The 21,880-nt window shown below is 59.7% G+C and carries 21 protein-coding genes; 7 read left to right on the top strand and 14 right to left on the bottom strand.

The annotated features are described in order from the left end of the window. Window positions 1–120: 120 nt before the first annotated feature. Both AC1DXW_RS24615 and AC1DXW_RS24610 read right to left on the bottom strand, forming a co-directional pair. Entirely contained in the window at window positions 121–912 is a 792-nt protein-coding gene (locus tag AC1DXW_RS24615; RefSeq protein ID WP_477756601.1) for a phosphate/phosphite/phosphonate ABC transporter substrate-binding protein, read from the bottom strand. 145 nt (window positions 913–1,057) lie between these two features. Then, window positions 1,058–1,999, bottom strand: coding sequence for a fatty acid desaturase (locus AC1DXW_RS24610; protein WP_477755821.1), 942 nt, complete (start codon window positions 1,997–1,999; stop codon window positions 1,058–1,060). Between the two features lie 329 nt (window positions 2,000–2,328). Here AC1DXW_RS24610 and AC1DXW_RS24605 point away from each other — a divergent pair, with 329 nt between their 5' ends. Continuing rightward, window positions 2,329–2,745 carry a GNAT family N-acetyltransferase gene (locus AC1DXW_RS24605; RefSeq protein ID WP_477755822.1) on the top strand — a complete coding sequence of 139 codons (417 nt, stop codon included), beginning with the start codon at window positions 2,329–2,331 and terminating at the stop codon, window positions 2,743–2,745. 132 nt (window positions 2,746–2,877) lie between these two features. Here AC1DXW_RS24605 and def read toward each other — a convergent pair whose 3' ends face one another. Together def and AC1DXW_RS24595 are read right to left on the bottom strand one after the other, a co-directional pair. After that, window positions 2,878–3,417 carry a peptide deformylase gene (gene def / locus AC1DXW_RS24600; RefSeq protein ID WP_477755823.1) on the bottom strand — a complete coding sequence of 180 codons (540 nt, stop codon included), beginning with the start codon at window positions 3,415–3,417 and terminating at the stop codon, window positions 2,878–2,880. A 2-nt stretch (window positions 3,418–3,419) separates the two neighbouring features. Beyond that, entirely contained in the window at window positions 3,420–4,376 is a 957-nt protein-coding gene (locus tag AC1DXW_RS24595) for a YihY/virulence factor BrkB family protein (RefSeq protein WP_008054263.1), read from the bottom strand. Window positions 4,377–4,731: 355 nt separating this feature from the next. Between AC1DXW_RS24595 and AC1DXW_RS24590 the strand changes: the two genes are divergently transcribed. Continuing rightward, on the top strand, window positions 4,732–5,109 hold the full coding sequence (locus AC1DXW_RS24590; protein WP_223457969.1) for a hypothetical protein: 378 nt from the start codon (window positions 4,732–4,734) through the stop codon (window positions 5,107–5,109). A gap of 62 nt (window positions 5,110–5,171) precedes the next feature. Here the strand turns inward: AC1DXW_RS24590 and fadD1 are convergent, their stop codons facing one another. Together fadD1 and fadD2 are read right to left on the bottom strand one after the other, a co-directional pair. Then, window positions 5,172–6,872, bottom strand: a complete 1,701-nt coding sequence (fadD1, locus tag AC1DXW_RS24585; RefSeq protein ID WP_477760564.1) for a long-chain-fatty-acid--CoA ligase FadD1 — start codon at window positions 6,870–6,872, stop codon at window positions 5,172–5,174. A 356-nt stretch (window positions 6,873–7,228) separates the two neighbouring features. Next, the gene (gene fadD2 / locus AC1DXW_RS24580; protein WP_477760563.1) at window positions 7,229–8,917 is read right to left on the bottom strand and encodes a long-chain-fatty-acid--CoA ligase FadD2; all 1,689 of its coding nucleotides are present in this window, start codon (window positions 8,915–8,917) and stop codon (window positions 7,229–7,231) included. Between the two features lie 245 nt (window positions 8,918–9,162). Here fadD2 and AC1DXW_RS24575 point away from each other — a divergent pair, with 245 nt between their 5' ends. The 4 genes from AC1DXW_RS24575 to AC1DXW_RS24560 all read left to right on the top strand — a co-directional run bounded on the left by AC1DXW_RS24575 (window position 9,163) and on the right by AC1DXW_RS24560 (window position 12,127). Then, window positions 9,163–10,107, top strand: coding sequence for a lysophospholipase (locus AC1DXW_RS24575; protein ID WP_477756911.1), 945 nt, complete (start codon window positions 9,163–9,165; stop codon window positions 10,105–10,107). A 41-nt stretch (window positions 10,108–10,148) separates the two neighbouring features. Further along, entirely contained in the window at window positions 10,149–10,619 is a 471-nt protein-coding gene (locus AC1DXW_RS24570; protein WP_477756913.1) for a MaoC family dehydratase, read from the top strand. A gap of 71 nt (window positions 10,620–10,690) precedes the next feature. Further along, window positions 10,691–10,927 (top strand): DUF3820 family protein, encoded by a 237-nt coding sequence (locus AC1DXW_RS24565; protein ID WP_003227425.1) that lies wholly within the window; start codon window positions 10,691–10,693, stop codon window positions 10,925–10,927. 18 nt (window positions 10,928–10,945) lie between these two features. Continuing rightward, the gene (locus tag AC1DXW_RS24560; RefSeq protein WP_477756198.1) at window positions 10,946–12,127 is read left to right on the top strand and encodes an aminotransferase class V-fold PLP-dependent enzyme; all 1,182 of its coding nucleotides are present in this window, start codon (window positions 10,946–10,948) and stop codon (window positions 12,125–12,127) included. A 202-nt stretch (window positions 12,128–12,329) separates the two neighbouring features. Here the strand turns inward: AC1DXW_RS24560 and AC1DXW_RS24555 are convergent, their stop codons facing one another. From AC1DXW_RS24555 to zwf, 3 genes are read right to left on the bottom strand one after another with little or no spacing between them, the layout of a single operon-like run. Further along, window positions 12,330–12,995, bottom strand: coding sequence for a bifunctional 4-hydroxy-2-oxoglutarate aldolase/2-dehydro-3-deoxy-phosphogluconate aldolase (locus tag AC1DXW_RS24555; protein ID WP_008050561.1), 666 nt, complete (start codon window positions 12,993–12,995; stop codon window positions 12,330–12,332). A 17-nt stretch (window positions 12,996–13,012) separates the two neighbouring features. Then, the gene (gene pgl / locus AC1DXW_RS24550) at window positions 13,013–13,726 is read right to left on the bottom strand and encodes a 6-phosphogluconolactonase (RefSeq protein WP_477756199.1); all 714 of its coding nucleotides are present in this window, start codon (window positions 13,724–13,726) and stop codon (window positions 13,013–13,015) included. Continuing rightward, window positions 13,713–15,182: a glucose-6-phosphate dehydrogenase gene (gene zwf / locus AC1DXW_RS24545; protein WP_477756200.1), complete on the bottom strand. Its 1,470-nt coding sequence runs from the start codon at window positions 15,180–15,182 to the stop codon at window positions 13,713–13,715. The genes pgl and zwf overlap by 14 nt, the downstream gene beginning before the upstream one ends. Window positions 15,183–15,410: 228 nt before the next feature. Between zwf and AC1DXW_RS24540 the strand changes: the two genes are divergently transcribed. Then, the gene (locus AC1DXW_RS24540) at window positions 15,411–16,271 is read left to right on the top strand and encodes a MurR/RpiR family transcriptional regulator (protein ID WP_170948639.1); all 861 of its coding nucleotides are present in this window, start codon (window positions 15,411–15,413) and stop codon (window positions 16,269–16,271) included. 153 nt (window positions 16,272–16,424) lie between these two features. Here the strand turns inward: AC1DXW_RS24540 and AC1DXW_RS24535 are convergent, their stop codons facing one another. The 5 genes from AC1DXW_RS24535 to AC1DXW_RS24515 form a co-directional block, all read right to left on the bottom strand. Then, a complete protein-coding gene (locus AC1DXW_RS24535) occupies window positions 16,425–17,279 on the bottom strand; it encodes a D-hexose-6-phosphate mutarotase (RefSeq protein ID WP_477755242.1) in 855 nt (284 codons plus the stop codon). Window positions 17,280–17,392: 113 nt separating this feature from the next. After that, complete coding sequence (locus AC1DXW_RS24530) at window positions 17,393–18,739, bottom strand: carbohydrate porin (protein WP_477755241.1); 1,347 nt, start codon at window positions 18,737–18,739, stop codon at window positions 17,393–17,395. A 171-nt stretch (window positions 18,740–18,910) separates the two neighbouring features. After that, on the bottom strand, window positions 18,911–20,071 hold the full coding sequence (locus tag AC1DXW_RS24525) for an ABC transporter ATP-binding protein (protein WP_477755240.1): 1,161 nt from the start codon (window positions 20,069–20,071) through the stop codon (window positions 18,911–18,913). 3 nt (window positions 20,072–20,074) lie between these two features. Further along, window positions 20,075–20,920, bottom strand: coding sequence for a carbohydrate ABC transporter permease (locus tag AC1DXW_RS24520; RefSeq protein ID WP_477755239.1), 846 nt, complete (start codon window positions 20,918–20,920; stop codon window positions 20,075–20,077). After that, a complete protein-coding gene (locus AC1DXW_RS24515) occupies window positions 20,913–21,821 on the bottom strand; it encodes a carbohydrate ABC transporter permease (RefSeq protein WP_008032969.1) in 909 nt (302 codons plus the stop codon). The genes AC1DXW_RS24520 and AC1DXW_RS24515 overlap by 8 nt, the downstream gene beginning before the upstream one ends. Window positions 21,822–21,880 lie beyond the last annotated feature (59 nt).

Genomic DNA, 21,880 nt, shown 5'->3' with positions numbered 1-21,880 from the left:
AATAATATTTAAAACTTATTTTTATATTCGTTTATGGAATTAAAAAAGGTGTGCCTGATAGGCCGCTTTCGTCGGAACGCCGCCCGGAGCAAGCTCGCTCCTACAGCGAAAATGGACCTATCACCTCAATCGTCCATAACCCAATGTTTCGGCCTCACGTTGATAATCGAGCACAACCTGATAGTCGATTTCGCTGGCGGGCAGTACCTCCGGTAAACCGAGGGTTTGGGCAACGTCCGGCAACTCGCGCAACGCCAGGTTCATCACCCGCAAGAGCTCAACGGCCTGCTCATCGCTGACCGTCGCGGCGGAAATGAACGGTAAGGCAGGACTGAGCGCACTGCGGGCAATCACGCGCAAACCGGCCACTTCCTCTGCAGCGTGGCGCGCCAGATAAGCAAAGGTCACGCTGTCGATGGCCGCCAGATCGGCAAGGTCTTCGCGTAACCAGCGCAGGCTTTCGCGATGACTGCCGCTGATTCCGACCTGAGCAAAAAACCGCCCGTCACGTTGCAGCGGCGCCAACCGGTGGCGCAGCAAATTCATGCCGCTGTTGGAGTCCTGGCCATTGATCACGCCTCGGCTGCCGCGAAAATCCGCCAGGGTTGGCCGTGCATCATCAAGGCGTCCCAGAATCAGGCTGCAATGATTGCCGCCACTGCAGTCCGGCAGCTCATAACGAGGCCGCCCCAGCACCCGGACCTTGCCGCGCAATGCTGTCATCAGCGGATAGCCGCAGGTTTGTGTCAGCAGCAAGTGCGGCGACAACCACATATCCATCAGTGACAGGCCTTCGGCATCACGGCGGGTTTCGCCCAGGTGCTCGAGGACTCGCGCCAGCCAGCGTTCGTTAGCCTGGTGGATGGGTTCGGGGGCGGTGTACATCAGCAGTTCGGCGATGTGTTGGGTCATCTATATCGTCCCATGCAACGTAAATCCCCCTGTGGGAGCGAGCTTGCTCGCGATGGCGGTGTAATAGTCAGCAAACAAGTTGACTGTCAGACCGCTATCGCGAGCAAGCTCGCTCCCACTGTGGGTCAGTGGCGATTCAAAAAAATCAGTAAAACGGATGCCTCGGGCTGTCGATGGCCTTCACTCCATGTTCACGCCACAACTGCCCATAACCCCGCACCAGAAACCCGCCGCTACGCACCAGCCATTGCTCACGGCGGGCCCTGTACGCGCGGGGCAAGTCGTACCAGGGCAACCCCGGCAACTCGTGATGCACCAGATGAAAATTGAGGTTCAGGAACAGCCAGCGCCACGGCCACGCCGCTTCGTTGAGCACGGTTCGTTGCTCCGGTGCCGCCTGAGGTCGATGTTCATAGTAAGAGCGAATCATGGCGATCGACAGCGCCGGCACACTGATCAAAAACAGGTAATGCCAAACCGGCAATACGCTGAGGTTCGCGATGAACAGCAGCATCAACCCGGTCATCGAGCCGTGACTCAACCACATCAGCCAGGCCTGGCGCTCGCCTGCTCTGAGGCGTTGCAGCTCTTCACGGGCCAGCGTCAGCAAGGCCAGCGGTGCACCCAGGGCAAAGCGGCCGAGCACGGTTTTGTTCAACCAGTGCAGGCTGCGCACCAGCAGTGAACTGCCCTGCCACTGCCCGGCACTCAGGTAACGGCTTTCCGGATCACGACCGGGGATCGTCAGGTCCTCGTCGCGGTGATGCAGCAAATGGCTATCGCGGTACAAGGTGTACGGATACCAGACGGCAATCGGTGCGTAGCCAAGGATTTTGTTCAGCATTGGCCAGCGCGTGGGATGACCGTGCAGCAGTTCGTGTTGCACGGATAACCACAGCACCAGCAATGGAATCAGCAACAGCGTGCTCCACCACAAACCCAATCGATGGCTGTTCAACACGATGCCAAACCAGCAGCCATACACACCGATCAACAGCAACCAGGTCGGCCATTCTGTGCGCGCGGTGAAGCGTCGGCGCAGGGTTTCGATTTCTTCTTGATGGGCGCTATCAAAGTAATGGGGCATGGCGTTGCTCAGATCGGGGACCAGTCCCCTTCTGTGCAATGGCTTTGGGAAATCTTGCAGATTATTTTCTGGAGGATCGCTCCCATGTTGCATGGGAGCGATCAATCAACGCGGAATCAGTGGCCGAACACGCCGACCTTTTTGGCCTTCTTGTCCGCACGCTTTTCAATGGCCGTTTTCACCGGTTTCTTTTTCGCCGCTTTCTTTGAATCCATACCTTTGGACATGATGCGTACTCCACTCATGGGGATGTGAGATCAGGTATACACCTATCCCGGCGCGCGCGTTCTTTTATAATCGCCCGCTTTGCCCACCGACAGTCCGAGACCATGCCCGACACCCAATACACCCTGCTCGACGAGCCGTTATGGCCGTTGATGAACAAGTTCTACCGCGCTCACCAATCGTCGATGAAAGCCGTGCGCGACGCGCAGCTGTGGGTGGCCCGCCGTGGGCAGATTGTTGCCGTGCTGTGTTTGCGCCCGGTGTCCGGTGGGCATTGGCTGACCGGGTTGCTGGTCGATCCGGCCTGTCGCGAACAAGGGCTTGCCGCCGGATTGATTGCGGCCGCGGTGAAGGATTGCGAACAGCCGGTGTGGTTGTTCTGTCATCCGGACTTGCGGGGCTTTTATGAGCGTCGCGGGTTTACTTTTGATCCGCCGATGCCTTTCGCGATGGTTGAACGGTTGAGCCGTTATGCGCGCAGCAAGCCGATGATTGCGATGGGGTTGGCGCCAGGCCGGTGACACACTAAAACCTGATGGAGATCCAATGTGGGAGCGAGCTTGCTCGCGATGGCGGCGTATCAGTCGCCAACAATGTTGACAGACCTGGCCTCATCGCGAGCAAGCTCGCTCCCACAGGGTTCTACTGTGAATCTAGTCGTCCGCGTTGGGGTCCAGGTCCGGGAACATCACCTCGGTGAAGCCAAACTTGCTGAAGTCAGTGATGCGCGACGGGTACAGGCGGCCGATCAGGTGATCACACTCATGCTGCACCACCCGCGCATGAAACCCCGAGGCAATACGCACGATGGGCTCGCCCTTGGGGTCGACGCCTTCGTAGCGAATCTGCTGGTAACGCTGCACCGCGCCGCGCAGGCCAGGCACGGACAAACAGCCTTCGAAGCCCTCTTCCAGGATCGGGCTCAGCGGCGTGATCAACGGGTTGATCAGGATCGTCTGCGGCACCGCCTCGGCATCCGGATAACGTTCGCTGTGCTCGAAACCGAAGATCACCAGTTGCAGGTCGACGCCGATCTGCGGAGCCGCGAGGCCAACGCCCCCCACACTTTCCATGGTCTGGAACATGTCATCGATCAGTTGCCACAACTCGGGGCTGTCGAACATCTCGGGCGGCACTGGCGGGGCAATGCGCAGCAGGCGCTCATCGCCCATTTTCAGAATTTCACGAATCATGATCAGGTTTCATCAATGGTCGGTTTGTGTGAGTGATCGCGGCCCAGTCCCGACACGTGGTGCTTTTCCTCATGGACGGGACCATGCTCGCCAGCCACTTTTTCGCCAGGGTCCTTGCCCTCTCGCGACATGTGCTCGATCACCGCGTTCATCTCCGCGCCCAGCAGCAGTACCGCGGCGGAAATGTAGAAGTACAGCAACAGCACGATGATCGCACCGATACTGCCATACATGGCGTTGTAGTTGGCGAACTCCTTGACGTACAAACCGAAGCCCAGGGAAGCGATGATCCACACCACCACCGCCAGCACTGAGCCTGGGGTGATGAAGCGGAATTCCTGTTTGACGTCGGGCATGACGTAGTAGATCAACGCCACCGCGACCATCATCAGAATCACGATCACCGGCCAGCGCGCGATGGTCCAGAGCGTGACGATAAAGTACTCAAGGCCGACTTGCGCAGCGATCCACTCCATCACCTGCGGCCCGAGCACCATCAGCGCTGCGGCGATCAGCAGCATGCCGGCAATGCCGACGGTGTAGATGATCGACAACGGAAAGCGTTTCCACAGCGGACGCCCTTCAACCACGTCGTAGGCAGCGTTCATCGCGCTCATCATCAGCCGCACGCCGGCGGAGGCGGTATACAGCGCAATCACGATACCCACCGAGAGCAAGCCACCCTTGGACTGCTGAAGCTGGTCGATCACCGGGTTGACCTGCTCCAGCGCCTGGGGCGGCAGCACCAGTTCCGATTGCAGGCGCAGCCAGGAGAAGAAATCCGGCAGGTGCAGGAAGCCGATCAGGGCAATCAGGAACAGGATGAACGGAAACAGCGAAAACAGCATTTGATAGGCCAGCGCCGAGGCATAGGTCGACATCTCGTCGGCGATGAACTCGGTGACCGTGCGCATCATCACACGGTGCAGGGGCAAGCCTCTCATGTCCGGGAAAATCATTCGCGTCTCCATTCGCCGCATACGGATTTGGGTTGAAGTCGTGGCGACTCAGGGGCCGTTTTCTTTCATCAAGGTAGCCCAGTTGGCGACTTTGAAACAAATTCAGTGTGCAAGTTCAGGCTGACACAAAAACGTCCATCTGAAGATGGCCACTTCTTCTTTTCATAAAAGGTATTTCAATGCAGGAAAGTCGTTACACAAGGTTGACCGGGGGCTTTTGCAGGGAGTTTCATTAATTTTCACCACGACATTTCATCGTTCAGTGCAGGTTGCGCTTTATGTTTGCGGGCCAACCCCTGAGAATGCGCAACACATTCAGGCCATGGCGCTGAAGATCCAATCCCGTAGGAATGTTATGAAACTCGATAAAAAGCAGGCCATTGCCCGCAGAAACCAGGAACTCGGCGGTGCTGTGCTTGGCGTCAACAACTGCCACTTCGCCGAACTGAACCGTAACCGCAACATCTGGTGGTTCGACCTCCCAGTGACGCGCCTTGCAATCGGTCAGTACGAGTGGATTCACCTGCTGATGCACACGCCGGACACTGACGAGCTGCTGCACCTGAAAGTGCCGACCGTGTTCCTGCGCGAGAAGCTCGAAGGCCTGGTGGTGCGCAATGAAGGCAAGCGCAAGGCTGCATTGAGCCTGGAACTGAGCGCCGACAAGGACTCCTTCCTGCAGGACATGCGCCCGACGGGCACCAACGTCAACTTTGCGCCGTTTCGCCTGTAGGAGCGAGCTCGCTCCTACAGATACATACAAAAAGCCCCGCATCTGCGGGGCTTTTTTGTTGATTACGCGGTGGCTTTCTTCGCGTTGATCTTCTTCAGCTCTTCATCGCGCAATTCACGACGCAGGATCTTGCCGACGTTGGTGGTCGGCAGTGCATCGCGGAACTCCACGGAGCGCGGGACCTTGTAGCCAGTGACGTTGGCGCGCATGTGCTCCATCACCTGTTCCTTGGTCAGGGTCACGCCCGGCTTGGCAACGATGAAAATCTTGATCGCCTCGCCCGACTTCTCGTCCGGTACACCGATGGCCGCGCATTGCAGCACGCCCGGCAGGGTCGCCAGCACGTCTTCGAGCTCGTTCGGGTACACGTTGAAACCGGAGACCAGGATCATGTCTTTCTTGCGATCGACAATGCGCATGTAGCCATCGGGCTGGATCAGCGCGATGTCACCGGTCTTCAACCAGCCTTCGCTGTCGAGGATTTCATCGGTGGCTTCCTGGCGCTGCCAGTAGCCTTTCATGACCTGCGGGCCTTTCACGCACAGCTCGCCGATTTCGCCCAGCGGCTGCTCGACACCGGCATCGTTGATGACTTTGCACAGGGTCGACGGCACCGGAATGCCGATGGTGCCGACCTGGATGTGCTGGATCGGGTTCACCGTGGCCACCGGGCTGGTTTCGGTCATGCCGTAGCCTTCGCAGATGGCGCAACCGGTCACCGCTTTCCAGCGTTCGGCCGCCGCCAGTTGCAGGGCCATGCCGCCCGACAAGGTGACTTTCAGCGCGGAGAAATCCAGCTTGCGGAAGCCTTCGTTGTTGCACAGGGCCACGAACAGCGTGTTCAGGCCGACGAAGCCGCTGAACTTCCACTTCGACAATTCCTTGACCATCGCCGGCAGGTCACGCGGGTTGCTGATCAGGATGTTGTGGTTGCCCGCCAGCATCATCGCCATGCAGTGAAAGGTGAACGCATAGATGTGGTACAGCGGCAGCGGCGTGATCAGGATCTCGCAACCTTCATTGAGGTTGGAACCCATCAGCGCCTTGCACTGCAGCATGTTCGCCACCAGGTTGCGGTGGGTCAGCATCGCGCCCTTGGCCACGCCGGTGGTGCCGCCGGTGTATTGCAGTACCGCGACATCACCGCTGGCCGGGTTGGCTTCCGCCACTGGCTGGCCCAGGCCTTTGCTCAGCACGTCGTTGAACTTGACGGCCTTGGGCAAGTGATAGGCCGGCACCATCTTCTTCACATACTTGATGACGCTGTTGATCAGCAGACGCTTGAGCGGCGGCAGCAGGTCGGCGACTTCGGTGACGATCACGTGCTTGACGCCGGTTTTCGGCACCACGGTTTGGGCCAGGTGCGCCATGTTGGCCAGGCAGACCAGGGCCTTGGCACCGGAGTCGTTGAATTGGTGTTCCATTTCCCGCGCGGTGTACAGCGGGTTGGTGTTGACCACGATCAGCCCGGCGCGGATGGCCCCGAAGACGGCAACCGGGTACTGCAACACATTGGGCAGTTGCACGGCGATTCGATCGCCGGGCTGCAAGTCGGTATGCTGTTGCAGGTAAGCGGCAAACGCACCGGACAATTCGTACAGTTCACCGTAGGTGAGTGTCTTGCCCAGGTTGCTGAATGCCGGCTTGTTGGCGAAGCGTTGGCAGGATTGCTTCAACACTGCCTGAATATTCGGATACTCGTCTGGATTGATGTCGACAGCAATCCCAGCTGGGTACTTATCCTTCCAAAAGTCTTCGATCATGGAAGCCCACTCCTCAGCAACGCGAATTCAGCACCGCATTTGATGCGATTATTATTGGTGTTTGGTCATTGGTGAATCTGGCTGATAGAAGGCCGAGAAGTCACAAAGCGCGCCGAGAGTAGCAGCTTTGCCAAGGGTCGACTAGAGCCAAAAGAGGCCTCTACGGTCACGCTTGTGACTCAAGACTTGCAAGCAGTCATTTTAGAGCAAAAAACCTATAAAGCCCTGTAGCCCGCTAAAACCGGGGCTAAAAGCAAAAGATCGCAGCCTTCGGCAGCTCCTGCAAGGATATGCGATCCCTGTAGGAGCTGCCGAAGGCTGCGATCTTTTGGAATCGCGCCGGCCTCTATGTCCTGCTACGCGATATCACGCAACTCCCGCCGCAGGATCTTGCCCACCGGCGTCATCGGCAGCGACTCACGCAGCACGATGTGCTTCGGTACTTTGTACGCCGTGAAGTTTTCCTTGCAGTAAGCCTTCAACTCTTCAAGGCTGACCCCTGCTTCACGGGCCACCACGAACAACTTCACCGCCTCCCCCGACCGCTCGTCGGGCACACCGATGACCGCGCAGTTGGCGACTTTCGGGTGTGCCATCACCACGTCTTCGATCTCGTTCGGGTACACGTTGAACCCCGAAACAATGATCATGTCCTTCTTGCGATCGACGATGCGCACGAAACCGTCCGGGTCGATCACCGCGATATCACCGGACTTGAACCAGCCCTCGGCATCCAGCACTTCGGCGGTGGCATCGGGTTTTTGCCAGTAGCCCTTCATGATCTGCGGGCCTTTGATGCACAACTCGCCGCGTTCTCCCAAAGGTTGCTCGACGCCGTCATCATTGATGACTTTCAGCGTGGTACCCGGCACCGGCATGCCGACCGTGCCAATCCGCGATTGATCGCCGTAGGGGTTGGCGCAGGCAACCGGCGAAGTTTCGGTCAGTCCGTAACCTTCGGTGATGCGACATCCAGTCAGTTGTTCCCAACGCTCGGCAGTGGCCTTGACCAGCGCAGTACCGCCGGAGTTGGTGAGCTTGAGGCTGGAGAAGTCCAGGGTCTTGAAGTCCGGGTGATCCATCAGCGCGACGAACAGCGTGTTGAGCCCCAGCAACGCCGAGAACCGCCAGTTCTTCAGCTCCTTGATGAAGCCGCCGATGTCACGCGGGTTGGTGATCAGCACGTTGTGGTTGCCTGTCACCATCATGCACATGCAGTTCGCCGTGAAAGCATAGATGTGGTACAGCGGCAGCGGCGCGATCATCACCTCCTGGCCTTCGCGCAACAGCGGCTGGCCGTCGCTGGCCGACTGGCTGAGACAGGCCCGCGCCTGTTGCATGTTCGCCACCAGATTGCCGTGCGTCAGCATCGCACCCTTGGCCAGACCGGTGGTGCCGCCGGTGTATTGCAGCACGGCGATGTCGTCGAGGCCGACGCTCAGCGGCTTGATGCCCAGGCCACGGCCCATGTGCAATGCACTCTTGAAAGAAATGGCCTGGGGCAAGGAATAGTCCGGGACCATCTTCTTGACCTTGCTCACTACAGTGTTGACCAGCCACCCCTTGGCAGTGGGCATCAGGTCGCCCATCTTCGCTTCGATCAGGTACTGGATATCGGTGTCGGGGAGCACTTCCTGGACTTTCTGGCCGAACATATTCAGGTACACCAGTGCCCGGGCACCGGAATCCTTGAACTGGTGACGCATTTCCCGCGCGGTGTACAGCGGGTTGGTGTTGACCACGATCAACCCGGCGCGCAAGGCACCGAACACGGCAATCGGATAATGCAGGACGTTGGGCATCTGCACCGCGATGCGGTCGCCCGGCACCAGGTCGGTGTGGGCTTGCAGGTAACCGGCGAAGGCAGCGCTCTGGCGTTCCAGTTCGGCGTAGGTCAGGGTCACGCCCATGTTGCTGAACGCCGGGCGATCAGCAAACTTCTTGCAGGAACGCTCGAACACCTCGATTACCGACTTGTAGGCTCCCAGATCGATATCCATGGGCACGCCGGCCGGGCGTTTGTCATTCCAGAAATCAGGTTGCATTGTTGTTGTCCTCTTTACCTGAATCTATCCGGGGCCACTTTTCTGTCACTTTTCAAAAAAAATGCAAAAAGCGGAGCTTCACGGACACTAGCAGTTATGACGTAGCAGGCAAATATGCCCACAGTCGTCATTGATCGTATGAATCTTCTTGCCGTGGCGTAGGCTGATCAGACGCCCAGCCAAGGATGCGCTATAAACTGCAACGAGCTGTTTGCGACCAGGCAGCCTCATGCAAAGGAACCGCCATGATCCATGACACTTTCTGGCTGACCACGAGCGACCACAGCCGCCTCTTCGTCAACCAGTGGCTTCCCGACGGCAGCCTCAAGGCAATGATTCTGCTGGCCCACGGCATGGCCGAACACAGCGGTCGCTACGGCCCCCTTGCGCAAAAGCTCTGTGATCAGGGCTATGGCGTGTGCGCGCCGGACGTGCGTGGACATGGCAAAACTGCCGAAAACGGGACGCTCGGACATTTCGCCGATGACGATGGCTGGTGCAAGGTCGTGAGCGACCTGGCCTGCCTCAACCAGCACATCGGCCAGCAGTACCCTGGCGTCCCGATCGTGCTGCTCGGTCACAGCATGGGCAGTTACATCGCCCAGGCCTATCTGCTGCACCACAGTGCCAGCCTGCACGGGGCAATCCTCAGCGGCTCGAACTTCCAGCCTGTGGCGCTTTATCGCGCGGCACGGCAAATCGCCCGTTTCGAACGCCTGCGCCAGGGCCGCAAAGGCCGCAGCGCCTTGATCGAATGGCTGTCGTTCGGCTCGTTCAACAACAAATTCACACCGGCACGCACGCCGTTCGACTGGCTCAGCCGTGATCCGGCGCAGGTCGATCTGTACGTCAACGACCCGCTCTGTGGTTTTCGCTGCACCAATCAACTGTGGATCGATTTGCTCGGTGGCTTGCAGCAAATCAGCAAAGCGTCCAATCTCGCCCAGATCGACCCGGGCCTGCCGTTGCTGGTGATTGGCGGTGAATGTGATCCGGTGAGCGAAGGCAAACGTCTCAAGGATCTTGCCGACGCGTTGCGGGCGGCCGGCAGCCAGCACCTGCAACTGACCGTTTACCCGCAGGCGCGGCACGAACTGTTCAATGAGAGCAACCGCGATGAAATCATCGCCGATGTGCTGAACTGGATCGCACAGGCCTTGAGCACTCCTCGGCCGCACCGATCCGAATAACGTTTTGTGAATTTTCTTATTCGTCACAGGAATCGAGACAGATGACCCAGGTTACCAACACCCCTTACGAAGCCCTCGAAGTCGGCCAGACCGCCAGTTTCAGCAAGACCGTCGAAGAGCGCGACATCCAGTTGTTCGCCGCGATGTCCGGCGATCACAACCCGGTGCACCTGGATGCCGACTACGCCGCCAGCACCATGTTCAAGGAGCGCATCGCCCACGGCATGTTCAGCGGCGCGTTGATCAGCGCAGCGGTCGCCTGCGAATTGCCTGGACCGGGGACCATCTACATCGGCCAGCAAATGAGCTTTCAGAAACCGGTAAAGATCGGCGACACCCTGACCGTGCGCCTGGAAATCCTGGAAAAACTGCCGAAATTTCGCGTACGCATTGCCACGCGCGTGTTCAACCAGCGCGATGAACTGGTGGTGGATGGCGAGGCGGAAATCCTCGCACCACGCAAACAACAGAGCGTGACCTTGACCACGCTGCCGGCGATCAGCATCGGCTAACCCTCTGTGGCGAGGGGGGCTTGTCGGAATGCCTGTATTTTCCAGACTGACCAAATCAAGACGACCGATCGATGAATCCTGAAAAGCTCGAACTGCTGATCACCCGCGAAATGCCCTTCGGCAAGTACAAGGGCCGAATCATTGCCGACCTGCCCGGCCCTTACCTGAACTGGTTCGCCCGGGAGGGTTTCCCCCATGGCGAGTTGGGCGGCCTGCTGGCCCTGATGCAGGAAATCGATCACAACGGTTTGTCGGACTTGCTCGAACCGCTGCGCGCCAAACACGGCAAACCGGCCCCGCGCCACTGAACACCTACCGAGTAGCCCATGCCCGACAACACCCGCCGCGCCCGTGATGAAGCCTTCTGGCAAACCTTTGCCGACCGCTACGATGTCGAACCCGGCCCGCTCAACCTGGAGAACGGTTACTTTGGACGCATGTCGCGCACGGTGGTCGAGGAATACCAGCGCAACATCGAGCTGATCAACCGCAGCAATTCGGTCTATGTGCGCCAGCGCTTCGAACAGGGCGACAGCCTGAAGATCCGCGCGCAACTGGCCCGGTTGATAGGCGTACCCGCCGACAGCATCGCCCTGACCCGCAACGCGTCGGAAGGTTTGCAGTCGCTGATCCGCAACTACAACCGGCTCCAGCCCGGCGATCAGGTACTGGTTTGCGATCTGGAATACGACACGGTCAAAGGCGCCATGCGCTGGCTGGCGCGTAATCGCGGTGTTGAAGTGATCGAGATCGAACACACCCACCCCGCAACCTTCGACAGCCTGCTCAATACCTACCGCGAAACCTTCGCGCGGCACCCACGGCTGAAGCTGATGGCCCTGACCCACGTCACCCATCGCACGGGTCTGGTGATGCCGGTGCAGGCGATTGCAGCCGCGGCAAAGGAACACGGCATCGACGTCATCCTCGACGGTGCCCATGCCCTCGGTCAGTTCGAATTCGACCTGGCCGAGTTCGGTATCGCCTTCGCCGGCTACAACCTGCACAAGTGGATCGGTGCACCGCTGACGCTCGGCTTTATCTACATTGCACCCGAACACCTGGCCGACATCGACCCGGACATGGGCGAGATGCATTTTCCGGTCACTGACATTCGTGCCCGTATGCCGTACAGCACACCGAACATTCCGGCGTTGCTGACCTTGCCGCTGGTACTCGAGGAGCATCACGCCATGGGCGGCGCGGCGGCCAAGGGTTCTCGGCTCAACTACCTGCGCAACCTGTGGGTCCGCCCCGTGCGCGAACTACCGGGCATCGAAGTCCTGACCCCGGACGACCCGCGACTGTACTGCGGCATCACGTCCATGCGTTTCATCGCACAGACCGATCAGCAGGCGATGGTCGAGCGGCTGCTCAAGGACTACAACCTGTTCACCGTGGTACGCACTGGCGCGGCGTGCGGCCCGTGCATCCGCATCACCCCGGGGCTGACCACCACCGCCGAGCACATGACGCGGCTGACCACGGCGCTGGCGCAATTGTGCTGACCTGCAGGAGCGAGCTCGCTCGCGAAAAACTTCCAGGCACCGCTGGCTATCGGGTTCCCGCGTTATCGTTCACGACCATCGCGAGCGAGCTCGCTCCTACAGGTATTAATTGCCTCAATTTTTCGCGGGCAAAAAAAAACGGTGCACCGACCAAGCGCACCGTAAAGCCGTAGAACACACAACGAGGTGTAGGGTGAAGCGATCAGTCCAGCAGCGCCAAGGCCTCGGCGGTGCATTCCTGAATGCGGGCCCAGTCGCCGTTCTTGATCCACTCCGGATCAAGCATCCAGCTACCGCCCACGCACATGACGTTTTTCAACGCCATGTAGCTCTTGATATTGGCAGGTCCCACGCCGCCGGTCGGGCAGAATTTCACTTCGCCGAACGGACCGCCCAAAGCCTTGATGGCTGCAACGCCGCCGCTGACTTCGGCCGGGAACAGCTTGAAGCGACGATACCCCAGACCGTAGCCTTCCATGATGCCCGAGGCATTGCTGATGCCCGGCAACAGTGGAATCGGGCTGGCGACGCTGGCTTCCAGCAGGTCGCGGGTGATACCCGGCGTGACGATGAATTGCGAGCCGGCCGCTTCCGCCGCCGCCAGCATGTGGCGATCGAGCACGGTGCCGGCACCGGTCACCAGTTCCGGACGCTGCTCGCGCAGAATCTGGATGGCCTTGAGGCCGAATTGCGAACGCAAGGTCACTTCCAGGGCCGTCAGGCCACCGGCTGCCAGGGCGTCGGCCAGCGGCAGAACGTCTTGCTCGCGGGCGATGGTGATCACCGGCAGAATCCGCGCTTTCGCGCAGATGCTGTCGATCAGGGCAACTTTGTCCGCCATGGAAACGGTCGGGGATGGGTTTGTCATAGCGGCTGTTCCTTGGCTCATGGGCACCAGTAAATCTCTAACGTGGGTTGCAGAAACGCGCGAATCGGCAGTGCGGCGACATCGTCACCGGCCAGTGCGGTACTCAGGGTGGTCAGCTTGGACTGACCGGAAATCGATAGAACCTTATGCTTGGCCGAGGCCAGCAGCGCCCGGCTCATGGTCAGGCGCTGATGCGGCACGGTCGGCGCCAGCATCGGCCAGCAGCGACGGACGCCATCGGCCTGCAATGCCTCGGCAAGGTTCGGGCTGTTGGGGAACAGCGACGCGGTGTGGCCGTCATCGCCCATGCCGAGGATCAGCACGTCGATCACCGGCAACTCGGACAACAAACGGTCGGCCTGCTCGGCCGCCTGTTCCAGGTTGGCGCTGGCGCTGTACAGGCTCAGGAATTGCGCCTTGGCCGCCGGGCCTTGCAGCAGGTAACGCTTGATCAGACCGGCGTTGCTGTCGGCGTGTTCCACCGGCACCCAGCGCTCGTCGGCCAGGCTGACCACCACGTTCGACCAGTCCAGCGTCTGCTTGGCCAGGTGCTGGAAAAACGCCACCGGGCTGCGGCCACCGGAAACCACCAGGGTCGCAGCGCCCTGGGCTTCGATCGCGTCGCTCAGTTGTTTCGCCACGTTCAGTGCCAGGCTTTCAGCCAGCAGCACCGGGCTCTTGTATGCATGGGCGCTGACGCCCTGCGGCAGTTTCAAATCAGATATCGCCATACCACGACCTCCCGTCCCGCGTGATCAGAGCAATGGAGCTCATCGGCCCCCAGGACCCGGCCGCGTACGGCTTGGGCGCATCACCGGATTTTTTCCACCCGGCGATCAACTGGTCACACCACTTCCACGCGGCTTCGATTTCATCTTTACGGACAAACAGGTTCTGATTGCCGCGCATTACTTCCAGCAACAACCGCTCGTAGGCATCGGGAATCCGTGCGCTGCTCCAGGTGTCGGAAAAATTCAGCTGCAACGGACCGCTGCGCAGCTGCATGCCTTTGTCCAGGCCTTGATCTTTGGTCATGACACGCAAGGAAATGCCTTCGTCCGGCTGCAGGCGGATAATCAGCTTGTTGCTGATTTGCAGGCGCTGCTCGGGGGCGAAGATGTAGTGCGACGGTTCCTTGAAGTGGATGACGATCTGCGACAGCTTCTGCGGCATGCGCTTGCCGGTACGCAGGTAAAACGGCACGCCGGCCCAGCGCCAGTTGCGGATGTCGGCACGCAGGGCGACGAAGGTTTCGGTATCGCTCTGGGTGTTGGAATTGGGTTCTTCCAAGTACCCCGGCACCGCTTTGCCTTCGCTGTAGCCGGCGATGTACTGGCCGCGCACCACTTGAGTGGTCAGGCCTTCCGGGCTGATCGGCGCCAGGGCCTTGAGCACTTTGACTTTCTCGTCGCGAATGCTGTCGGCGGACAGGTCGGCCGGCGGGTCCATGGCGATCAGGCAGAGCAGTTGCAGCAGGTGATTCTGGATCATGTCCCGCAGCTGGCCGGCCTTGTCGAAGTAACCCCAGCGGCCTTCGATGCCGACCTTCTCGGCCACGGTGATTTCCACGTGGGAAATGTAATTCTGGTTCCACTGGGTTTCGAACAGGCTGTTGGCGAAACGCAGGGCGATCAGGTTCTGGACGGTTTCCTTGCCCAGATAATGGTCGATGCGGTAGGTGCGGTTCTCCGGGAAGAACTGCGCCACCGCGTCGTTGACCTTGCGCGAGGATTCCAGGTCCGAACCGATGGGTTTTTCCAGCACCACGCGGGTGTTTTCTGCCAGACCGACCTTGGCCAGGTTCTCGCAAATCGCGCCATACACGGCGGCCGGGGTCGCAAAGTAGGCAATGACTCGCTGTGCGGTGCCGGCGACTTCGGCCAGGGTCACATAATCCTCGGGCTTGAGGAAGTCGACGTGCAGGTAGCTCAGGCGCGCCAGAAAACGCTCGACTACGGCTTCGTCCAGCTCTTTGGCGCCGACATAACGGCGTAGCTCGGAGGCGATGAACGTCAGGTGTTCCTGCTCGCTGCCAGCCTCACGGGCCAGCGCGATGATGCGCGTGTCCTCGTGCAAGAGGCCTGCGCCGTCGAGTTGATAAAGGGCAGGAAACAGCTTGCGCAAGGCCAGATCGCCCAAGGCGCCGAACAAGGTAAAGGTGCACGGTTCAACCGTAATCGAGAGCATGATGTTTGTTCTTTTATCAAGTTAAGCTACAAATACCTTTTTTCAAGGCATCACTCAAGGGAAAATGTAGTAATAACCACAACATTTTCGCAAAATACAGATTCCGAGTGGTGGTCGGTCGGAGCCATCAGTAGGATAGGCCACCGTGATGGGCCTCACCAAAGGCCCTTTTTGCATTAACCGCGCGCTTATCGGTGCCGGTGAATCAAGGATACTTATATGGACCGCGTGCGAAATTTACTGGAGCAAATCCAGAATCGCCTTGAAGAGCTGAACAAGGCCGAACGCAAAGTCGCCGAGGTGATTCTGCTCAACCCGCAGCAGGCCACCCGCTTCAGCATCGCCGCCCTCGCCCAGGCCGCTTCGGTCAGCGAACCGACGGTCAACCGTTTCTGCCGTTCGTTCGGCGTCAGCGGCTACCCTGAGCTCAAACTGCAACTGGCCCAGAGCCTGGCCAGTGGCGCCGCCTATGTCAGCCGTGCGGTGGAGGCCGATGACAATCCGGAGGCCTACACCCAGAAGATCTTCGGCAGCGCCATCGCCTCGCTGGACAGCGCTTGCCAGGCACTCGACCCGAACCTGATCAGCCGCGCCGTCGACCTGCTGATCCAGGCGCGGCAGATCCACTTCTTCGGCCTCGGCGCCTCGGCCCCGGTGGCACTGGATGCGCAGCACAAGTTCTTCCGCTTCAACCTCGCCGTCACGGCCCACGCGGATGTGCTGATGCAGCGCATGATTGCCTCGGTGGCCCACACCGGCGAGTTGTTCGTGATCATTTCCTACACCGGTCGCACCCGCGAACTGGTGGAAGTGGCGCGCATCGCCCGGGAAAACGGCGCCTCGGTGCTTGGCCTGACCGCCGAGAACTCGCCACTGGCCAAGGCCAGCACCCTGAGCCTGAACATTCCGCTGCCGGAAGACACCGACATCTACATGCCGATGACGTCGCGGATCATCCAGCTGACCGTGCTGGACGTGCTCGCCACCGGCATGACGTTGCGCCGGGGTGTGGATTTCCAGCCGCATTTGCGCAAGATCAAGGAGAGCTTGAATGCCAGCCGGTATCCGGTGGGCGACGAGTTCAATTGATCCAATATTTGCGCTGACTGATCCGGCCTCATCGCGAGCAAGCTCGCTCCCACAGGGGATTTGGTTTGAACATTAAACTTGTGTTCACCGAAGATCCAATGTGGGAGCGAGCTCGCTCGCGATGGCGCCAGTCCAGACAACATCGAAATCGAACTACCCCCCCACCCGCGCCTGTAAACTCAAATGCGCCCGCTCCCCAGGCGCAAGGCACAGGCTGTCCGTGCCGCCGCTCGCCGCTTCGACACAGACAAATTCGGATATCTCGTTCCAGGTCACGCCGAGCAACGGCCGCGAGCCGGGATGCCACACCACCGTGTCGGCCGTATCCCCCGTATCGATGCACAAAGCCCGCTGCCAGGCGTGGTCATTGAGCTGCAATTCACCGTCATGCTGGAACACCCGCTGGCATCCGCCGTCCACCCGTAATTCGCCTTCCTGCTGACAAACCTGCCGGCTCAACTGGTCGTAACCCTGCGCGCCTTCGAGCCCAGACAGCGCTATCTCACTGACATCGCCAATACGCCAGTAAGCATGCAAAGCCTGGCTCAGCTGGCACGGCATGTCGTCCTGATGCTCGGTGCTCAGACGCAGCTCCATGCGCTCACCCAAGTGGGCGTGCAAGTCCACCTGCCAGTCGCACAACTTCAGCTGCCAGTGCAATCGCACGCCGTCGTCGTCACTGCTGCTGTCGAGCAGCTTCCAGTCGAGCAACCGCGCCCAGCCATGGGACGGCCAGGCGTTTTCGCTCGGATGCCGGCCATACCACGGCCAACACACCGGCACGCCACCGCGAATGGCACCGACCTGCGGCCACTTCGCCGCGCACCACAGCCAGGGTTTCTGGCCCTTGGGCTGGAAGTGCAGCAACTGCGCGCCTTGACGACTGAACACCGCCTGACACAGCGGATGATCGATCACCAGCACATCGCGCATCTGATAGCGCTCCCACGCAAACACGGAGCGCTCGCGCAAGGATTTGAAGAAGCGTTGTAGCGGATGCTCAAGCATGTGCCACGGTCCTGAAATCAACTGTCACCGGGGTGCGCGACCCGCAAAAAAAAGCGGACAGCCATGGCTGTCCGCAAATATGCGCACATGGAGAGAAGCTTATCGCAGACGCGTTAGAACACCGACTGAATTTTCAGGCCAGCCACCAGCGCGTTGTCGACTTCATCCACACCACCCGGGTGCGTGACGTATTGCAGGTTGGGGCGTACGGTCAGCCAGTTGGTCACGTGGAAGCCGTAGTTGATCTCGTAGTTGTATTCGGTTTCACGAATGGGCGAGAACAGCGGATTGTCGTATTCCGAAACACCATTGGCCGCGTTGGTCAGCTCGGCGTTTTTCTTCACGTCATCGTTGACATGGATACGGGCGAAACCGATGCCGACGTCATCCTTCGGACGCGCGTCGAACGGGCCCTTGTACACAAACATCAGCGACTGGTAGTTGTCGATGAAGTTGGTGTCCTTGTCGTGGAAAGTGGCGTTGGCCGCGATGTTCAGACCGCGAGAAGCGTCACCGTTGTGACTGGTGAGTTGCTGCTGCGCGACGAACCAGTAGCCATGCTTGCTATCGTGGACGCGAAAAGGGTTGCCCGTGGTCGCTGCGTCCTGGCCATTGTCGTCCTCGCGCACGTCGTCGGCAGGCGCAGTGCTTTTGTAGTAACCGACACGGTATTCGCCCGGCAGGTTGTTGACCTTCGGCGACCAGACCAGCTCGACCGGCAGGACGGTGCCATTGGTACCACTGCCGCTGAGCTTGAAGCCGTTACCGTGTTCCAGTTGCGACGTGTTCTGGTTGTACGCGCCAATCTGGGCGTAGAGCTCGTCATTGATGTTGTACTTCACGCGGATCGCCGCCTGCATCACCGGCCAGTTGTACCAGATGTTGGTGGCCCAGTTACCCACCTGGGATCCGCAGAACGCCAGGTTCTGGAATTCGCACGGGAAGGTGTTGAAGTCTTCACCTTCACCGAAGTAACCGGCTTTGACGTCCAGTTTGTTGTCGAGGAACTGGTGCTGAATCCACAACTGGGTCAGACGTACCATATGGCCACGACCGAAGACTTCCTGCGAGGAACTCAAGGTGCCGGCACGCGGATCGCCGATACGGTCGTTGGAGATGTTCTCACCGTTACGGTTGGTGAGCTGGATCTTGGCCTGGGTGTTATCCCAGCCGAACAGTTTCTCCAGGTCCAGCGCCGCGCCCAGGCCAAACTGGTCGGCGTAGCGCGCGGTCTTGTCATCGTTGAAACCGCCATGCAGGTTGCCGCCGACTTCACCGACGTAGTCCATCTTGATGTCGATGCCTTGCTCGATCAGCTTGGTACGCTCGCCCCCCCAGTCGCCCGTCATCCACTTGGAGTCGGAGCTGAACGCTTCATCGGCCATCGCATTGCCGGCCAGAACCAGTGCTGCCGCTGCTGAAACCTGGCAGATCAACCGGGCCTTGTTCTTCATCTTCATCCCTACTTCCTCGTTTTATTGTTATTAACTTTTCTTCTTTAACGCGGTTACATCAGTTGCCCTGTAGGAGCGAGCTTGCTCGCGATGGACGCAATGACGACGCGTACTCTCTGATCAAATGCGGCGCCATTGAGATCATCGCGAGCAAGCTCGCTCCTACAGTTTTGTTCTTCAGCGGCCTTTGAATTGGGCCACGTTGTCAGCATGCGCCTCGGCTTTCGGCACGCCGGCAACCCCCAGCCGCTCCCCGCTCTTGGCATCGAACAGCAGCACTTTCGCCGGGTCGAATTGCAGGGTTAGGGTCTCGCCCACGGCAGGCGCCACGTCCGGCGCCAGGCGGCAGCAGACCTTGGTGTCGTTGAGGTTGACGAAGACCAGGGTGTCGGGACCGGTCGGTTCGGTGACCTGGACTTCGGCACGAATGGTCGGCAAACCGTTCGCTTCGCCGTTGGCCAGGATGATCTGCTCAGGGCGCATGCCGAGGATCACTTCGCGGTCTTCGAGACCGGCGTCCTGCATGCCCAAAGGCAACTCGCAACGGGCCTGACCGCTGTCGAGCAGCGCCAGCAGTCGACCGTCCTTGCGCTGCAGGCGCAGCGGGATGAAGTTCATCGGCGGCGAACCGATGAAGCTCGCCACGAACAGGTTGGCCGGGTTGTTGTAGATGTCTTTCGGCGTGCCGAACTGCTGGATGATTCCGTCCTTCATCACCGCCACTTTGTCGCCCAGGGTCATGGCTTCGATCTGGTCGTGGGTCACGTAGACCGTGGTGGTTTTCAGGCGCTGGTGCATCAGTTTCATTTCGGTGCGCATCTCGACCCGCAGCTTGGCGTCGAGGTTGGACAGCGGTTCGTCGAACAGATAAATCTTCGGCCGCCGCGCCAGTGCACGGCCCATCGCCACACGCTGTTGCTGTCCACCGGAGAGTTGGCCGGGTTTGCGGCTGAGCAGGTGTTCGATCTGCAACAGCTTGGAAACCCGAGCGACTTCTTCGTCGATTTCGGCGGTGGGCATTTTGCGGATCTTCAGGCCGAACGCGATGTTGTCGCGCACGCTCATGGTCGGATACAGCGCGTAGGACTGGAACACCATGGCGATGTCGCGATCCTTGGGGCTCATGCCGCTGATGTCGGCGTCGTCCACCAGGATCGCGCCGCCGCTGATGGTTTCCAGGCCGGCGATGCAGTTCATCAAGGTCGACTTGCCGCAGCCCGACGGGCCGACCAGGATCAGGAATTCCCCGTCATCGATTTTCAGTTCGATGTTTTTCAGGGTGTCCGGCAAACCGGCGCCGTAGGTCTTGTTGACGTTGCGTAATTCGAGAGTTGCCATGTTCTACCCCTTGACCGCGCCGGACGTCAGCCCACGCAGGAAATACTTGCCAGCGAATATGTAGACCAGCAGTGTCGGCAGCCCGGCGATCATCGCGGCGGCCATATCAACGTTGTATTCCTTGGCCCCGGTGCTGGTGTTGACCAGGTTGTTCAGGGCCACGGTAATTGGCTGGGCATCGCCACTGGCGAAGACCACGCCGAACAGGAAGTCATTCCAGATCTGGGTGAACTGCCAGATCAGGCAGACCATCACGATCGGGATCGACATCGGCAGCAGGATTTTCAGGAAGATCGTGAAGAAGCCCGCGCCATCGAGCCGCGCCGCTTTGACCAGCGCATCCGGAATGCTCACGTAGTAGTTGCGAAAGAACAGCGTGGTGAACGCCAGGCCGTAGACCACGTGCACCAGCACCAGGCCGGAGGTGGTGTTGGCCAGGCCGAACTTGCCGAGGGTGAACGAGGCTGGCAACAGCACGGTCTGGAACGGCAGGAAGCAGCCGAACAGCAACAGGCCGAAGAACAGTTGCGAACCACGGAAGCGCCACATCGACAGCACGTAGCCGTTCATCGCACCAATAAACGTGGAAATCAGTACCGCCGGCACGGTGATCTTCACCGAGTTCCAGAAGTAGCCGCCGACCACGTCCCAGGCCTTGATCCAGCCGATGCCGTCGATCACGGTCGGCCAGCTCAACAGGTTGCCGGTGCGGATGTCTTCAGGGGATTTGAAACTGGTCAGCAGCATCACCACCAACGGGATCAGGTACACCGCCGCTGCCAATAGCAAGGTGGCGTAGATCGCGATGCGGCTGAAACTGAGCGTTGGTTTACCGAGTTGATTAGTCATGGCGTTTGCCTCGCAGCTCGGAGTACAAGTACGGCACAAGGATGGTCAGCACCGCGCCGAGCATCAGCATGGCGCTGGCCGAACCGATGCCCATCTGGCCACGGCTGAACGTGAAGGAATACATGAACATCGCTGGCAGGTCGGAGGAGTAACCCGGACCGCCCGCGGTCATCGCCGCGACCAGGTCGAAGCTCTTGATCGCGATGTGCGCCAGGATCATGAAGGCACTGAAGAACACCGGGCGCAGGCTCGGCAGGACGATCTTCAGGTAGATGGTCGGCAGGCTCGCACCATCGACCTGGGCGGCACGGATGATCGACTGATCGACACCGCGCAGGCCGGCCAGGAACATCGCCATGACAAACCCGGAGGCTTGCCATACGGCGGCGATCACCAGGCAGTAAACCACGCGATCCTGATCCACCAGCCAGTCGAGGCGGAAGCCTTCCCAGCCCCAATCCCGCAGCATCTTGTCCAGGCCCAGGCCAGGGTTGAGCAGCCATTTCCACGCGGTACCGGTGACGATCATCGACAGCGCCATCGGGTACAGGTAGACGGTGCGGATGAAGCCTTCCTTGCGAATGCGCTGGTCCAGCAGCACGGCGAGGAACACGCCCAGCACCAGGCTGATGCCGATGAACATGCCGCCGAACAGCGCGAGGTTCTTGCTCGCGACCCACCAACGGTCGTTGTCCATCAGGCGCATGTATTGCTGCAGGCCGACCCACTTGTAGCTCGGCATGAAGCTGGAGTTGGTGAAGGACAGAATGAACGTCCAGATGATGTAACCGTAGAAGCCAACCAACACGATCAGCATGCTCGGCGCGAGTACCAACTTGGGTAGCCAGCGTTGCAGCGCATCGAACGGTGAGGCTTTGCTGAAAACCGCCACAGAGCTCATCGGGATAATCCAGGTTTAGATGTAAGGATCGGAGTGCGATCCCTTGTAGGAGCTGCCGC

It is taken from the genome of Pseudomonas sp. P4_C4 (genome assembly GCF_056402055.1).
The sequence above is the reverse complement of the archived record's forward strand: the minus strand, read 5'-3'. Positions and strand labels throughout refer to the sequence as shown.

What these genes read in the sequence shown, in the direction of transcription:
- AC1DXW_RS24535 (WP_477755242.1), bottom strand. Translation starts at nt 17,279, where the DNA reads ATGCTTGAGCATCCGCTACAACGCTTCTTCAAATCCTTGCGCGAGCGC.
- pgl (WP_477756199.1), bottom strand. Translation starts at nt 13,726, where the DNA reads ATGGCGATATCTGATTTGAAACTGCCGCAGGGCGTCAGCGCCCATGCA.
- AC1DXW_RS24520 (WP_477755239.1), bottom strand. Translation starts at nt 20,920, where the DNA reads ATGACTAATCAACTCGGTAAACCAACGCTCAGTTTCAGCCGCATCGCG.
- AC1DXW_RS24615 (WP_477756601.1), bottom strand. Translation starts at nt 912, where the DNA reads ATGACCCAACACATCGCCGAACTGCTGATGTACACCGCCCCCGAACCC.
- AC1DXW_RS24560 (WP_477756198.1), top strand. Translation starts at nt 10,946, where the DNA reads ATGCCCGACAACACCCGCCGCGCCCGTGATGAAGCCTTCTGGCAAACC.
- AC1DXW_RS24565 (WP_003227425.1), top strand. Translation starts at nt 10,691, where the DNA reads ATGAATCCTGAAAAGCTCGAACTGCTGATCACCCGCGAAATGCCCTTC.
- AC1DXW_RS24515 (WP_008032969.1), bottom strand. Translation starts at nt 21,821, where the DNA reads ATGAGCTCTGTGGCGGTTTTCAGCAAAGCCTCACCGTTCGATGCGCTG.
- AC1DXW_RS24605 (WP_477755822.1), top strand. Translation starts at nt 2,329, where the DNA reads ATGCCCGACACCCAATACACCCTGCTCGACGAGCCGTTATGGCCGTTG.
- AC1DXW_RS24525 (WP_477755240.1), bottom strand. Translation starts at nt 20,071, where the DNA reads ATGGCAACTCTCGAATTACGCAACGTCAACAAGACCTACGGCGCCGGT.
- AC1DXW_RS24595 (WP_008054263.1), bottom strand. Translation starts at nt 4,376, where the DNA reads ATGATTTTCCCGGACATGAGAGGCTTGCCCCTGCACCGTGTGATGATG.
- AC1DXW_RS24575 (WP_477756911.1), top strand. Translation starts at nt 9,163, where the DNA reads ATGATCCATGACACTTTCTGGCTGACCACGAGCGACCACAGCCGCCTC.
- def (WP_477755823.1), bottom strand. Translation starts at nt 3,417, where the DNA reads ATGATTCGTGAAATTCTGAAAATGGGCGATGAGCGCCTGCTGCGCATT.
- AC1DXW_RS24590 (WP_223457969.1), top strand. Translation starts at nt 4,732, where the DNA reads ATGAAACTCGATAAAAAGCAGGCCATTGCCCGCAGAAACCAGGAACTC.
- fadD1 (WP_477760564.1), bottom strand. Translation starts at nt 6,872, where the DNA reads ATGATCGAAGACTTTTGGAAGGATAAGTACCCAGCTGGGATTGCTGTC.
- zwf (WP_477756200.1), bottom strand. Translation starts at nt 15,182, where the DNA reads ATGCTCTCGATTACGGTTGAACCGTGCACCTTTACCTTGTTCGGCGCC.
- AC1DXW_RS24555 (WP_008050561.1), bottom strand. Translation starts at nt 12,995, where the DNA reads ATGACAAACCCATCCCCGACCGTTTCCATGGCGGACAAAGTTGCCCTG.
- AC1DXW_RS24570 (WP_477756913.1), top strand. Translation starts at nt 10,149, where the DNA reads ATGACCCAGGTTACCAACACCCCTTACGAAGCCCTCGAAGTCGGCCAG.
- AC1DXW_RS24610 (WP_477755821.1), bottom strand. Translation starts at nt 1,999, where the DNA reads ATGCCCCATTACTTTGATAGCGCCCATCAAGAAGAAATCGAAACCCTG.
- fadD2 (WP_477760563.1), bottom strand. Translation starts at nt 8,917, where the DNA reads ATGCAACCTGATTTCTGGAATGACAAACGCCCGGCCGGCGTGCCCATG.
- AC1DXW_RS24530 (WP_477755241.1), bottom strand. Translation starts at nt 18,739, where the DNA reads ATGAAGATGAAGAACAAGGCCCGGTTGATCTGCCAGGTTTCAGCAGCG.